General features: G+C 39.1%; 17 protein-coding genes. 10 read left to right on the top strand and 7 right to left on the bottom strand.

The window, feature by feature from the left end; translation table 11 throughout:
- Window positions 1-265: 265 nt before the first annotated feature.
- The 5 genes from ACFFGV_RS09615 to crcB (ACFFGV_RS09595) are packed head-to-tail and all read left to right on the top strand — an operon-like array spanning window position 266 to window position 3090.
- On the top strand, window positions 266-1024 hold the full coding sequence (locus tag ACFFGV_RS09615) for a metal ABC transporter ATP-binding protein (protein ID WP_377347127.1): 759 nt from the start codon (window positions 266-268) through the stop codon (window positions 1022-1024).
- Window positions 1025-1034: 10 nt separating this feature from the next.
- On the top strand, window positions 1035-1886 hold the full coding sequence (locus tag ACFFGV_RS09610) for a metal ABC transporter permease (protein ID WP_377347125.1): 852 nt from the start codon (window positions 1035-1037) through the stop codon (window positions 1884-1886).
- Entirely contained in the window at window positions 1883-2302 is a 420-nt protein-coding gene (locus ACFFGV_RS09605) for a Fur family transcriptional regulator (protein ID WP_377347123.1), read from the top strand. The genes ACFFGV_RS09610 and ACFFGV_RS09605 overlap by 4 nt, the downstream gene beginning before the upstream one ends.
- Before the next feature lie 45 nt (window positions 2303-2347).
- Window positions 2348-2728, top strand: a complete 381-nt coding sequence (crcB, locus tag ACFFGV_RS09600; RefSeq protein WP_377347120.1) for a fluoride efflux transporter CrcB — start codon at window positions 2348-2350, stop codon at window positions 2726-2728.
- Window positions 2725-3090, top strand: a complete 366-nt coding sequence (gene crcB / locus ACFFGV_RS09595; protein WP_377347118.1) for a fluoride efflux transporter CrcB — start codon at window positions 2725-2727, stop codon at window positions 3088-3090. The genes crcB (ACFFGV_RS09600) and crcB (ACFFGV_RS09595) overlap by 4 nt, the downstream gene beginning before the upstream one ends.
- Window positions 3091-3132: 42 nt before the next feature.
- Here crcB (ACFFGV_RS09595) and ACFFGV_RS09590 read toward each other — a convergent pair whose 3' ends face one another.
- The 5 genes from ACFFGV_RS09590 to ACFFGV_RS09570 all read right to left on the bottom strand — a co-directional run bounded on the left by ACFFGV_RS09590 (window position 3133) and on the right by ACFFGV_RS09570 (window position 6239).
- Window positions 3133-3891, bottom strand: a complete 759-nt coding sequence (locus ACFFGV_RS09590; protein WP_377347115.1) for an STAS domain-containing protein — start codon at window positions 3889-3891, stop codon at window positions 3133-3135.
- Entirely contained in the window at window positions 3875-4522 is a 648-nt protein-coding gene (locus ACFFGV_RS09585) for a cobalamin B12-binding domain-containing protein (RefSeq protein WP_377347113.1), read from the bottom strand. The genes ACFFGV_RS09590 and ACFFGV_RS09585 overlap by 17 nt, the downstream gene beginning before the upstream one ends.
- Before the next feature lie 52 nt (window positions 4523-4574).
- On the bottom strand, window positions 4575-4955 hold the full coding sequence (locus tag ACFFGV_RS09580; RefSeq protein ID WP_377347111.1) for a hypothetical protein: 381 nt from the start codon (window positions 4953-4955) through the stop codon (window positions 4575-4577).
- Window positions 4952-5257 carry an antibiotic biosynthesis monooxygenase family protein gene (locus tag ACFFGV_RS09575; protein WP_377347110.1) on the bottom strand — a complete coding sequence of 102 codons (306 nt, stop codon included), beginning with the start codon at window positions 5255-5257 and terminating at the stop codon, window positions 4952-4954. The genes ACFFGV_RS09580 and ACFFGV_RS09575 overlap by 4 nt, the downstream gene beginning before the upstream one ends.
- 178 nt (window positions 5258-5435) lie before the next feature.
- The gene (locus ACFFGV_RS09570) at window positions 5436-6239 is read right to left on the bottom strand and encodes a VLRF1 family aeRF1-type release factor (RefSeq protein ID WP_377347107.1); all 804 of its coding nucleotides are present in this window, start codon (window positions 6237-6239) and stop codon (window positions 5436-5438) included.
- Window positions 6240-6561: 322 nt separating this feature from the next.
- On the opposite strand from ACFFGV_RS09570, the gene ACFFGV_RS09565 reads away from it, so the two are divergent.
- The 3 genes from ACFFGV_RS09565 to ACFFGV_RS09555 all read left to right on the top strand — a co-directional run bounded on the left by ACFFGV_RS09565 (window position 6562) and on the right by ACFFGV_RS09555 (window position 8496).
- On the top strand, window positions 6562-6744 hold the full coding sequence (locus ACFFGV_RS09565) for a YqaE/Pmp3 family membrane protein (RefSeq protein WP_377347105.1): 183 nt from the start codon (window positions 6562-6564) through the stop codon (window positions 6742-6744).
- 165 nt (window positions 6745-6909) lie between these two features.
- Window positions 6910-7788 (top strand): transporter substrate-binding domain-containing protein, encoded by an 879-nt coding sequence (locus ACFFGV_RS09560; RefSeq protein WP_377347103.1) that lies wholly within the window; start codon window positions 6910-6912, stop codon window positions 7786-7788.
- 9 nt (window positions 7789-7797) lie between these two features.
- Window positions 7798-8496 carry an amino acid ABC transporter permease gene (locus ACFFGV_RS09555; protein ID WP_377347101.1) on the top strand — a complete coding sequence of 233 codons (699 nt, stop codon included), beginning with the start codon at window positions 7798-7800 and terminating at the stop codon, window positions 8494-8496.
- Between the two features lie 44 nt (window positions 8497-8540).
- Here ACFFGV_RS09555 and ACFFGV_RS09550 read toward each other — a convergent pair whose 3' ends face one another.
- Both ACFFGV_RS09550 and ACFFGV_RS09545 read right to left on the bottom strand, forming a co-directional pair.
- Window positions 8541-9476 (bottom strand): glycine betaine ABC transporter substrate-binding protein, encoded by a 936-nt coding sequence (locus ACFFGV_RS09550; protein ID WP_377347099.1) that lies wholly within the window; start codon window positions 9474-9476, stop codon window positions 8541-8543.
- A 363-nt stretch (window positions 9477-9839) separates the two neighbouring features.
- On the bottom strand, window positions 9840-10079 hold the full coding sequence (locus ACFFGV_RS09545; protein WP_377347097.1) for a hypothetical protein: 240 nt from the start codon (window positions 10077-10079) through the stop codon (window positions 9840-9842).
- A 416-nt stretch (window positions 10080-10495) separates the two neighbouring features.
- Here ACFFGV_RS09545 and ACFFGV_RS09540 point away from each other — a divergent pair, with 416 nt between their 5' ends.
- Both ACFFGV_RS09540 and ACFFGV_RS09535 read left to right on the top strand, forming a co-directional pair.
- Window positions 10496-11644 (top strand): conserved virulence factor C family protein, encoded by a 1149-nt coding sequence (locus ACFFGV_RS09540; protein WP_377347095.1) that lies wholly within the window; start codon window positions 10496-10498, stop codon window positions 11642-11644.
- A gap of 22 nt (window positions 11645-11666) precedes the next feature.
- Window positions 11667-12095: a BrxA/BrxB family bacilliredoxin gene (locus tag ACFFGV_RS09535; RefSeq protein WP_377347093.1), complete on the top strand. Its 429-nt coding sequence runs from the start codon at window positions 11667-11669 to the stop codon at window positions 12093-12095.
- Window positions 12096-12286 lie beyond the last annotated feature (191 nt).

Here is a 12286-nt window from a genome sequence, read left to right as displayed (position 1 = left end):
TTTACTAAACCAATCGGACCTACTTGCAGCCAAGTCATTCATTAGCACCCGCTATAAAAATCAACCTAACATCTACTGCTTTTCTAGCAAATCCTGATACGAATAAGTTTCCTCCTATTCACACATATCCCAAAAGAACAATAAACGTTCCGGACATAAATCGGAACGATTCTTATTTACAAACCGGAATGATTACGGTAGAATTACATAGTTCCATTATGAAGCGTTCTGTAACTGTAGTTGTTTTAATAAAGGAGGTACCAGCATGGAAAAAGACTCGATATTAACCATAAGGGATTTATCCTATGCATACCAGGAAAAAAGAGTACTAGAAAACATCGACTTCACTATTGAAAAAGGAAGCTTTGTAGGCTTGGTTGGACCAAACGGGTCTGGTAAGACTACATTAATTAAAATCATCCTTAGCTTATTACCCTATAAACAGGGCTCTATTCACCTGTTCGGCACACCTATTGAGAAATTTAAAAATTGGGACAAAATCGGGTTTGTCTCTCAGAAAGCGAATAGCTTTAATAGTGGATTTCCTGCCACGGTATATGAAGTAGTGTCTATGGGTTTAACTTCAAAAGTTGGATACCTTCGTTTCTTCAAGAAACAACATGAGCATAAAATTAAAGAAGCAATAGACTTAGTTGATATGTCGGCCTATATGCATCAAAATGTAGGGGATTTATCTGGGGGACAGCAACAACGAGTGTTTATTGCGAGAGCACTTGTGAGCGAACCGGAATTTCTTATCTTAGACGAACCCACTGTTGGAGTAGACTCTGAGAACGTTCAGCGTTTTTATGAAATGCTCGCTGAATTAAATTACAATAAAGGAATTACCTTGCTCCTTGTTACGCATGACACCGGCACTATGACTTCTTATGCAACCGATATAGCTTGTCTAAATAAACATATACACTTTCATGGAGACACCGAATCCTTTAATCAATTAAATGATCATGATTTTTCTCATATATACGGACATGAGGTAAACATCGTCAAGCACGAGCACTAGGAGGCCCACTATGATTTCAAGCTTTTTGCAGTATGAATTTTTACAAAACGCATTTTTCACAGCGCTATTAGTAGGATTAATTGCACCTTTATTAGGTACATTTGTTGTAGTTAGAAGACTGTCCATGCTTGCTGATGCTTTGTCCCATGTAACGTTGTCAGGAATCGCATTTGGCCTAATGCTAGATAAGAAGATGGGTGGCTTTGCTCTTACTCCATTTTATACAGGGATGGGGTTTTCTGTATTAGGATCTATATTCATTGAACAACTGCGGAGGGTATATAAAGCCTATCAAGAGTTGGCTATCCCTATTATTTTATCAGGAGGGGTAGGTCTAAGCGCTATATTTATTTCCATTGCAGATGGGTTTAATACAGACTTATTTAATTATCTTTTTGGCTCTGTATCCGCCGTAAGCCGTCAGGATTTGTGGACTATATTAGGAGTATCCATTTTAGTTGTACTACTAGTTATCATGTTCTTTAAAGAGTTATTTATGCTTTCCTTCGACGAAGAACATGCGGTTGTTTCAGGTATTCATGCAAGAAGAATTCATTTTCTATTTATTATTTTAACAGCACTTGTTATTGCAGCCTCCATCCGGATTGTCGGAGTATTACTCGTTTCAGCACTCATGACTTTACCAGTTGCTGCCAGCATCCGTATAGCTAAAGGATTCAAACAGTCTATACTGTATTCTATTATATTTGGCGAAATTTCCGTTGTAACAGGATTAGTTACTGGCTATTACTTTGAAATACCACCTGGTGGTACGATAGTAATAACAGCCATTCTTATTCTCATTATCACTTTGAGCGTACGAAAGGTAAAACAACTTTCCTTAAAGAAGGTGACCTCATGAATAGAAAGCACGGGATCGATATATTAAAGCAAGCGGGGTATAAGTACACAGGTAAGAGGGAGGATATACTCCATTACTTTGAGGAACAAGATGGGTATCGTACAGCTAAGGATCTGTTATCTGAGTTAAGGAAAACCTATAATACCATTAGCTTTGATACTATTTATCGCAACCTTCATCTCTTTGTCCAATTAGACATCCTAGAAGAAACAGAGCTAGAAGGAGAGAAGCATTTCCGTATAAAATGTGTGTCAGATCACCATCATCATTTTATATGCAGAACATGTGGCTTGACGAAAGAAGTCCATGCTTGCCCGATGCAGCAGGTTGGCGAAGAGCTTACTAATTTCGCTATTGAAAATCATAAGTTTGAGATATATGGCACATGTCCTGCTTGCATTCAATCACAGGCATAAACGAACTAGAATAAGAAATATTGCAACTAGAGGAGGATGACCAGAATGAATGCTTATGTCAGCGTGTTTGTAGGAGGCTGCCTAGGAGCAATTGCTAGATATGGACTCTCTTTGTCTATATCTACTACTTACCGTTTCCCTTATGAAACGTTAACGGCAAACTGGTTAGGATGCTTCTTATTAACATATTTGATGGCACACCCATACTTGTCCTCCCGTCTATCGACTTCTACTCGAATTGGGCTTGGCACTGGGTTACTTGGTGCTTTTACTACATTTTCTACGTTTACCATAGAAACGATTGATTTGTGGATTAACGGCTTAGGTGGACAGGCACTATTATATATTTTCCTTAGTATTTTTGGAGGAATTTCCTTAGCGTGGGCTGGGTTCAGAATGGCACGTATAGGAGGAAAAAGCGTATGAATTTCCTTTTAGTTGCTTTAGGCGGAGGGTTGGGATCATTAGCTAGATACCTTATGGGACAAAAATGGAACACAGGAAAGGCTCAATTACCAGTTGGTACATGGATGTCCAATATTTTCGGTTCTCTTCTGCTAGCTATCTTATTTGTTCTGTACGATAAGGAGATGATCCCTTCTCATATATGGTATTTAGGTGGAATTGGATTTAGTGGAGCATATACTACGTTCTCCACCTTTAGTAAAGAAACCATTCACCTAGTAGAGAATCGTCAATATCGATTAGCCCTATGGTATGTTTTATCTTCCCTGTTAATTGGGCTTGCTACCGTGATGATTATCTTATTACTTTTCATGGATATATAAGTAAGAAAGCTTTTATCCACAGTGTGCTGGATAAAGGCTTTTTTACGTGCAGTATTGATGAATCGCTTGCTCTAGAGAATGGAGAAATGTAGTGGTGGTGTGCATCTTAAATTGATGAATTTGTCTCGCATGGGGTGGCTTTACACCAATGACTATTATCGATTTTCCCATATATTCAATACTGGTGAATACATCCTGAAGCTGAGTAAAGCCTTCTGATGTTATTTCTCCTACGGCAGTAAAATCAAATAACATGCGCTCACTTTCTTTACTGTGGGCACTATGAAGAATTTGATTTTTAACAAACGACATTTTCTGCTCATTTAAATTTCCAAACAAGGGAACGAAGGATGTTTGGTTAGTTAGCCTTATACAGGGAGCAGATAACTGATAGTTTTCACGTAACGTTTCTTCTACCTTTTCCTTCTCTTCTAAAAGAGCAAAATCTGTCTCGTTTAAACGTTCCTGTAAACGTTGCAGCATGCTCTGTACACCTTCATTTTGCTTTTGCTTTTCCATAAGAATAACCTCGGCATGTAAATCGTTCATCCAATTCACATACGCATCAGCAAGGGAAATCCCTCCATCTTTCATTACAACATTTAATTCAATAGCGTGTTTAGGTTCGGTGTGCGTAACCCATTTCTCCACTTTTGATTTGCTCCCCTCCTCAACAAAATCGAGGATAGAGGATTGAAAGGAGAAGGCTTCCATTGCTTCTGGAGAATAATCAATAATATGATATTTTTTATCAATCTTAAAGTACGGTAATGGCATCTGATTGTTAACTAGTCGCATCAATTTTCGTCTGCTCCTCTTCCAGCCAATATTGTAACGTTTCCAGCCCATCCATAATGAGTACTTCGTTAGCAAACATAGCTGACAAATCATATTCCTTTGTCATTCTTCCCCCGAGTAAGATGGTTGGTTTCCAGTTTAGGCTTATGAGGGAAGCCACTACATTTTTCAATGTGGGCAGCCGATAGGATAAAGAAGCGGAAATACCAATTACGTCTGGTTTATATACATCTATCTGCTGTTTAGCATGATCTATGGGCAAGTTTGGTCCTAAATATCTCACTTTCCACCCATACTCCCTGAATACAGAAGCAACCATTTTTAAACCAAGATAATGTTGCTCTTCCTCTACTCCGAATAACAGAACCTTCTTGTCTCCTTCGCGTCCAGCACTCTCTACTCTACTATCTAGTTTGGATAATAGAAAATCACACACGGCTGTTGCAAGATGTTCATCAGCAACTGTAATCTCATTTTTCTCCCATAGCTCACCAATATAATACATGGCAGGGGTCAATACTTGCTCAAAAGATTGCAGCCGATCGAACGGAGTTTGCGCTGTTTGTAAAAAATGATAGGCCTCCTCTTCCTTACCATCCAAAAAAAGTCTGGCTATCGTGTTCGAATGGTCCATCATCTGCCTCCTCTACTGTCCTAATCCATTATGAGCCACGTATGGCTGCATGCTACGAATGAGGTTCGCTATTGCCCTGATGTTGCAGAAAGCTAATAGCTTGCTCCAAATAGTGCTGGTATAGAGTGCTCTCTTCCTTCGATAGTGCTGTCTCTATTTCCATATGACGAGATAGCCTCTCAAAATTATCAATAATAAGCTCTGTACTGACTCCTCTACTGGTCAGTACACGTTGAAGCCATGCAGTATAATCCTGAAAAAATGTATAGTCCCTTAATTCGAAGCATGTTTCAAGATGATGCAAATGGTGATAGTTATCCTCTATAGTCTTCCGCCGACCTCTCTCTCCAAATGCCTCCTGTAATTGTGGATAAGCTGCATATATTTCTGCCACTACAGCTTCCACTATTTTGTCTTGTAAAGCCTGCTTCATTTTGCCACTACCTTATATTTCGATACTTTGGGAGGAATGTTAGCTAATTCCTTATCAGGATAATGCTTCTCTAATTCATGAATCTTTTGAAATTCCTCGCTCATTGCCCATTGAAGATAGTCTTCTTTAGACTCCCATTCCATATGCACCGTCAGTTCTCCGGGTTTTTTGTCATTTTGCAGTAATTGAAACGAACGAAATCCGTGCCACTGATCTACGCTTCTGGAACGATTTTGATAAATAGAAATAAGCTCATCTGCCTTATGGTCAGGAACGACTACGGTAGAGTCTACAATATACATGTCATACTCCTCGCTCATTTTTGTTATATAATAAGTATTATCATCTTAACATAGTTAGAATCGTTGTGTAATATAAAAGGAATTGTTGATAATACGTCCTAAATGATAGATTCTAAGCCATAAAAAGGGACTCGATCCTAGGTTGCATCGAGTCCCTTTTACTATTATTACGATACCTTTATAATACTACTTCATTTAACACTTTCGTTTCTTCATGCTCTAATAAGTTCTTGTTAACAACTTCTTTAACTGGTTTATTCATATTGGATTCAATTTCTTCTGCTTCTTCTCTAGCACCAACTAGATAAATCTCCTGCCAATTTCGATCCTTGGCCATCTTGTCCAAGGTTGGTGCTAAACGCTTATACCAACGTTGCTGGTGTGCTCTAAACCGGTCCTCAAATTCTTCTTTTTGAGGATTTTTACCGCCTTTGCCCATTGTAGCTTGAGCTTGGTGAGGTCCAGTCGCTTCTCTCCAGTCCTCTGTATTAAGGTCTAGTTCATAGTGGGTTGTATCTTGAAGAGCACCAAGCTCGGCTTCTAGTATTTTCACGTTTTCTTGTTGCACTAGTACCACACCAGTTTTAGGGAACTGTTCTGTTAGTTGGTGTAATTGATCTAAAACAGGATGATCCTCCCAGAAAAACTCTGTCTTCACCGGCATTTGTACAGGCTGTGCGAAGAATAGCTCCCCGTCACTTGATGCAAATACAATCAGACTTTTAGATAGGTTACGTTCGTAATCCTGAATGTAGGTTTCTAATTTCTCTTTAATTGCACGGAAATTACGCTTTTCGTCTTTGTCTCCACTCTCCATTAAATAATGGTCGAAGTTATTCATTCCGTTTTTAAAATGGATTTTCCATTCTCCTCCCTGCTGTTCAGGGTCGGCTAAGTCGGTATTTAGATACATAGTGAGAATACCATCCGGTTTTGTTACATAATAATTTTCTAGTTTCTTTAATTCTTTTTCCATAGACATATATGTGCCACTCCTTTAGAAGGGAATAAATTTGTTTACTGGTATGTATGTAACCTGGATTGACAGAGATAAAACATATATTCATATAATGGATTTTTTTGGTGGGGTTGAATTTTTTGCAATTCTCTCCTGGAGAGGGAGGATAAGCTCCGGAGTGTAATAATAGTCTTTCACTTATTAAAGGGAACACTTGGTTAAATGACTATATATAAATAAAACATTCCATTACGCCTTGATACAGAGGAATTTAATGCTGGAAGCTTAAAAAAGCCTATGAGAGGGTATGGTATAATGGACAACTTAGAGTAGGAGGTTAAACACCATGTTATATTTATTAGCGATTATTCTTCCGCCGATTGCTGTCCTATTCGTAGGCAGACCATTTCAAGCGTTATTAAATCTTATATTAACCATAATCTTCTGGGTTCCTGGAGCTATCCATGCGGTACTCGTAGTAAAAGACAGGAAAGATGATAGGCGGATGAAAAAATACGCCGAGGCATAAAAGAAAGAAAGGCATGCCCTTGATGTATGGGCTTGCCTTTCTTTTTTTGTCTTCTCTACCATTGATAATAGTTTTCAATAGATAAACGGATGTACTTGAAATAACTATTTTGGCTTGCTATAGTAATGAAGGTATTGACATCAAGATATAAGGGGGAAATAAAAGATGCACAAAAATTTTAATTGGGTTTCTGTTGTTGCACTAGCATTAGTACTTATTCTATCAGCATGTGGAAGCAACAACGAAACTGATTCTGAATCAGCAGCGGACAAGGAATCAGAAAAGGAAACGACCTGGGATAAGATTAATGAAGAGGGCGAGATAGTAGTTGGTACATCTGGTACCCTTTACCCTACTTCCTATCATAAAGAAGAAAACAATGAATTGACCGGGTACGACATTGAAGTAATGCGCGAGGTTGCAAAAAAATTAGATATTGAAGTTACATTTGAAGAGATCGGTATTGATGGCATTTTCGCAGCACTTAAAAGCGGTCGAATTGACGCTGCAATAAACGACATTGGTATTAAGGAAGAAAGAAAGAAAACATATTCCTTCAGTGATCCATATAAATATTCCTATACAACAATGATTGTTCGGGAAGAAGACTTAAGTGGTATTGAGTCTATTGAAGATGTGAAAGGTAAAAAAGCCGGGGGAGCAGCGAACACAGGCTACAGCCAGCTAGCGGAGCATTATGGCGCAGAGGTCGTTACTTATGGTAATGCAACGAATGATGTGTACCTTCGTGATGTAGATAATGGGCGAACAGATTTAATTATTAATGATTACTACCTACAGTCTTTAGCACTAGAAGCGATGCCGCAATTTGATTTAACTCTCCATCCGGACATTAAGATGAATCCTTCTAAGCAAGCTATCATGATGGGGAAAGAGGATCAGGAGCTTCAGAAGAAAATAAATGAAGCCATTGCGGAGCTGCATGAGGATGGAACTCTTACAGAAATATCGAAGAAATTCTTTAATGGTCAAGATGCCTCTAAAAAACCTGAAGGCGACTTTGAAGAAGTAAATTACGAATAAGGGTAGCTTATGCTTACATTCACTATCTTCCAAGAAATAGAATTTGATAAGCTATTCAATCCAAAGCTTGCCTGGGAAAGTCTCCCTTTAGTACTGGAAGGTTTGCCTCTAACTGTTGCCATCTCTTTCGCGGGGATGGCAATTGGCTTAATACTTGGTTTCTTTCTCGCTTTAGGAAGAACCTCTTCCAGTCTGTTTCTCAGATGGCCAACAAGACTATATATTTCTTTCATGCGAGGCACTCCGATTCTTGTATTCTTATTCATCCTTTACTTCGGGTTACCGTTTATTGGTCTCACTCTATCAGCTATCACCGCAGCGATTATAGCATTCGGGATGAATAGCGCAGCTTATATTGCTGAAATTATTCGATCCTCCTTAGGAAGCGTTTCTAAGGGGCAATGGGAATCAGCACGTGCACTAGGGTTTAGTAAATGGCAGACGCTTTGGTACATTATCGTTCCTCAGGCAGTAAGAGTAGCGATGCCGCCTCTTACAAATGTCTTTCTGGACCTAGTAAAAGCGACTTCTTTAGCAGCTGTTATCTCTGTACCAGAAATGATTCAAAAAGCACAAACCGTTATTGGCAGAACAGCGGACTCCATGACCCTATATTTACTCGTTGCCTTTATTTATTGGCCTTTATGTGTTCTTATCGCTACATTCCAGGAATACCTGGAACGAAAATTTGATTTCTACAATAAATAAGCCTGCTCTTAATAAGAGCAGGCTTTACCTTTATCAATGTAGCATTATTCGCTAAGAGGTGCTGTCCATTCATCAACCTTATCTTGGTTTTCTTCGACCCATTTCTTAGCTCCAGCCTCTTCGCCTTCTTCTTTTACCATGTTCATTAGGCTTCCAAGACTTTCGTCATCCATCATCCAGTTGTTCAAGGTTTTGGTTACCTCAGGCAAATCATCCTCAAAGGTTTTACGAGAAACCCAATTAATGTTCTCCTTTTCACCATATACTTTTTCTGGGTCTTCTAATAGTTTTACATCATATTCTGCAAACACCCAATGCGGCTTCCATAGCGTAACCACAATTGGTTCTTCATCCTCTACTGCTTTCCCTAACTCCTGTGTCATTACCGGACCAGAAGAGGTCTGAAGTTCATAGCTATCTTTTAAATCATATAGTGGTAACGCTTCTTGTGTCAGTGATACAAGACTAGATCCAGCATCAATTCCTACGATTTTACCGTCAAACTGATCAGCTTTGCCTTTAAGGTCTGACATCGTGTTGATGTCTTCCATATAACTAGGTACATATAACCCTAACTCAGTTCCTTCGAACCAATCCTCATGCCAAGCTAAATCATCTTTAAATTTGTCATAGAAAGGTTTATCCGTATTTGGTAACCAAACTTCTAATCCTACATCTAAATCTTCACTTTCTAGTGCTGTATATAGGGCACCCTTCTCTACCTGGGTAAGGTTTACTGTGTATCCTTTGTTCTCTAAAATAACTTTCCACATGTTGGAGACGGCTACGTTTTCCGCCCAGTTATTTAAGCCTATGTTAATTTCGCCTTTTTCACCAGAATCTGCATTTTCCTCAGATCCTTCTCCGCTACCATCACCACTTGTACTTTCTCCTTCTCCGGAGCTGTCACCGCCACAAGCTGCTAATAATAAGAGCATTCCTAAAAATAAAGCTGGAATCCATTTTTTCCACTTATTCATTATGTCCCTCCTAATAATTTTAGTAACTACAATAAAAACCCTTGAGGTTATTATTCTCATTACAACCGACAAAAATTATACAATATTTTTTGTACACAGTAAACAATCTGCATAAAAAGTTGATACAACATGATACTAACGTAATCTGCCAAAATAATCAATTCAAAACTATCAGAAAAAGGACATAGTTCTATATGCTTAGCAGCATAATCTATAGAGTAACCCCCTATTAACAGGGGATATATTATCCTAAAAAATTTTTCAATGTTAGGTAGATGTCATACCCATCTATCTACTTGATTATAGAAACAAAAAAAGCGCCCGGGATAAATCCGTGGCGCTTATCTTGATAAGTGAATCCTGTTATGCTTTTTCTACTACATATGTTTTCTTATCACGGAAATACTTTTCTCCATCCTCAGAGGAATGCTCGAAGAATCCGTCTAATTCCATAGTAACTTTATATTCCCTATCAGGCTCAGTGAATAGCTGATTCTCGTTACTAGATAGAAGAACAACATCTGTCGTGCTTACAAAGCTGTCCAATTCTTGAGCTGTATAATGTTCTCCAGGTTTTAAAGTGTTTAAGCGTTTCTCTGTCATCCTTTGCCTCCTAAGTTAGTAGTTATTCCCATTTGTTCCCGTTCCTTTTCCTTGTATAAACATGCCTTTCAGAAGAAGGATTTTAATTCAGACTGTTTAACAAGTACTATTATGATAATAAAACTCTTTCATTTCTCAAGTGGATCAGGGACTTTTTAGAACTTAGATTATATGTTTTAACTTTGGTCCATACATTTCCAATTCGTATAAAAATGCTGCTGCCAAGTGATTGATGAGCATCAGAACACGATTTTTTCTTCCGATCTATAACAGCATGCTGCCCAACATAGGCTGTTGCATGCTGAGTATTTATACCACATAATGGTTAGACAATTTAGCTGCCATTCATTGTAATGGAATGTGATGGCATAGTTTGTTAAAATCACAAGTAGAAATCAGTTTAAAGGGGGGTCTAGATGAATATTGTATCGATTGAACCAACACCAAGCCCCAACTCGATGAAAATTAATTTGAGTGAAACGTTACCTGACGGGCAAACACACAACTATAAACAGGGTGACAATTTAGACAATGCACCGGAACATGTAGTGCACCTACTTGCTATTGAAGGAGTAAAAAGTCTTTATCATGTTATGGACTTTATCGCCTTAGATCGTAATCCGAAATTTGCATGGGAAGCAATTCTCCCAGCTGCTCGAGAAGTATTTGGAACATCAGAGATAAATGGGGATAGCTCCGAATCTAGTCAAGAAACAGAAGACGATAGTTTCGGCGAAGTGAAGGTCTTCATTCAAATGTTCAGAGGGATTCCTATGCAGGTAAAGCTCGAAAAGGGAGAGGAAGAAAAGCGAGTAGGTCTCCCAGAAAGGTTTATGAATGCTGCATTGGAAGCTTCGAATGCATCAGCTAATATGGTTATGGAGCGCCAATGGCTGGAACAAAATCCACGATATGGAGAGATGGAAGAAGTAGGAGAAGAAGTTTCAGAGGAACTTGCGGCAAGTTATGATGAGAAACGACTGAAGGAGTTAGTTTCCAGAGCATTCGAAGTAGACCCTGGAGATCACCAGACCTCTTCTCTGGACAACCAACCTATCACCTTATCGACGTTGGATGACCCAGACTGGAAGGTTAGATACGCAGCTCTTGATCGAATGAAGCCTACATTTCAGGATTTGCCTATATTAGATAAAGCATTAGAGGATGAAAAAGCTTCTATCCGACGACTTGCAACAGCATATTTAGGCATGATTGAAGAGCCTGAAGTACTCCCTTATTTGTATAAGGCTCTTCAGGATAAATCAGTAACTGTGCGAAGAACGGCAGGAGATTGCATCTCAGACATTGGGCTGGCGGAAGCTACCCCGCAGATGATAGAATCCTTATACGATAAAAATAAGCTAGTCCGCTGGCGGGCTGCCATGTTTCTATATGAAGCTGGAGATGAAACCGCAATTCCGGCACTACAAGAAACCATTGAGGATCCAGAATTTGAAGTGCGGATGCAAGCAAAAATGGCCTTACAGCGTATTGAAGGCGGCGAAGAAGCAAAAGGATCTGTCTGGCATCAAATGACTCAGGCAAGAAAAAACACCGATTCCTAATCGGTTTAAGGAGGATACATTCATGAACGCATATGAAGAATATATGAGGCAAATGGCGCAGCCAATGCGTGATGAGCTGACAAACGCCGGCTTTCAGGAGCTAACTACTCCAGAAGACGTCGATCAATTTATGGAAAAAGCAGAGGGTCCATCTCTTGTAGTAGTAAACTCTGTATGCGGCTGCGCAGCTGGATTGGCTCGTCCATCTGCCATTGAATCATTACGTAATGAAAAGGTACCAGCAAACACCGTTACCGTCTTTGCCGGGCAAGATCGTGAGGCAACCAATAGAATGAGGGAATTCTTCGAAGGATATGAACCTTCCTCCCCTTCTATGGCCCTTGTGGAAAATGGAAAAGTACTTCATTTCATCCCTCGCGACGATATTGAAGATCATGAGCCAGAAGAAATACTTGCTAACCTAACAAACGCCTACAATCAACACTGCTAAAGACACCTGATGGCTGCCTTTAGACTGTTAAGTGAATACTAGCAAAATAGCTCCCTTTCCATTCTAAAATGTACCCTATAGAGTAGACACTTAAAAAAAGTCTCTCTATAGGGTACTTTTATGTATACTTAGAATTAACTAAATATATGGGGGATGGTCTTGTTGAGTAAAAGAATGTTTACAGGCCAAGA

This window comes from Pontibacillus salicampi (genome assembly GCF_042434395.1).
GTDB lineage: Bacteria > Bacillota > Bacilli > Bacillales > BH030062 > Pontibacillus > Pontibacillus salicampi.
The sequence above is the reverse complement of the archived record's forward strand: the minus strand, read 5'-3'. Positions and strand labels throughout refer to the sequence as shown.

Coding starts and splice junctions, on each gene's coding strand:
- ACFFGV_RS09615 (WP_377347127.1), top strand. CDS start 266: ATGGAAAAAGACTCGATATTAACCATAAGGGATTTATCCTATGCATAC.
- ACFFGV_RS09610 (WP_377347125.1), top strand. CDS start 1,035: ATGATTTCAAGCTTTTTGCAGTATGAATTTTTACAAAACGCATTTTTC.
- ACFFGV_RS09605 (WP_377347123.1), top strand. CDS start 1,883: ATGAATAGAAAGCACGGGATCGATATATTAAAGCAAGCGGGGTATAAG.
- crcB (WP_377347120.1), top strand. CDS start 2,348: ATGAATGCTTATGTCAGCGTGTTTGTAGGAGGCTGCCTAGGAGCAATT.
- crcB (WP_377347118.1), top strand. CDS start 2,725: ATGAATTTCCTTTTAGTTGCTTTAGGCGGAGGGTTGGGATCATTAGCT.
- ACFFGV_RS09585 (WP_377347113.1), bottom strand. CDS start 4,522: ATGGACCATTCGAACACGATAGCCAGACTTTTTTTGGATGGTAAGGAA.
- ACFFGV_RS09580 (WP_377347111.1), bottom strand. CDS start 4,955: ATGAAGCAGGCTTTACAAGACAAAATAGTGGAAGCTGTAGTGGCAGAA.
- ACFFGV_RS09575 (WP_377347110.1), bottom strand. CDS start 5,257: ATGTATATTGTAGACTCTACCGTAGTCGTTCCTGACCATAAGGCAGAT.
- ACFFGV_RS09570 (WP_377347107.1), bottom strand. CDS start 6,239: ATGTCTATGGAAAAAGAATTAAAGAAACTAGAAAATTATTATGTAACA.
- ACFFGV_RS09565 (WP_377347105.1), top strand. CDS start 6,562: ATGTTATATTTATTAGCGATTATTCTTCCGCCGATTGCTGTCCTATTC.
- ACFFGV_RS09560 (WP_377347103.1), top strand. CDS start 6,910: ATGCACAAAAATTTTAATTGGGTTTCTGTTGTTGCACTAGCATTAGTA.
- ACFFGV_RS09555 (WP_377347101.1), top strand. CDS start 7,798: ATGCTTACATTCACTATCTTCCAAGAAATAGAATTTGATAAGCTATTC.
- ACFFGV_RS09550 (WP_377347099.1), bottom strand. CDS start 9,476: ATGAATAAGTGGAAAAAATGGATTCCAGCTTTATTTTTAGGAATGCTC.
- ACFFGV_RS09545 (WP_377347097.1), bottom strand. CDS start 10,079: ATGACAGAGAAACGCTTAAACACTTTAAAACCTGGAGAACATTATACA.
- ACFFGV_RS09540 (WP_377347095.1), top strand. CDS start 10,496: ATGAATATTGTATCGATTGAACCAACACCAAGCCCCAACTCGATGAAA.
- ACFFGV_RS09535 (WP_377347093.1), top strand. CDS start 11,667: ATGAACGCATATGAAGAATATATGAGGCAAATGGCGCAGCCAATGCGT.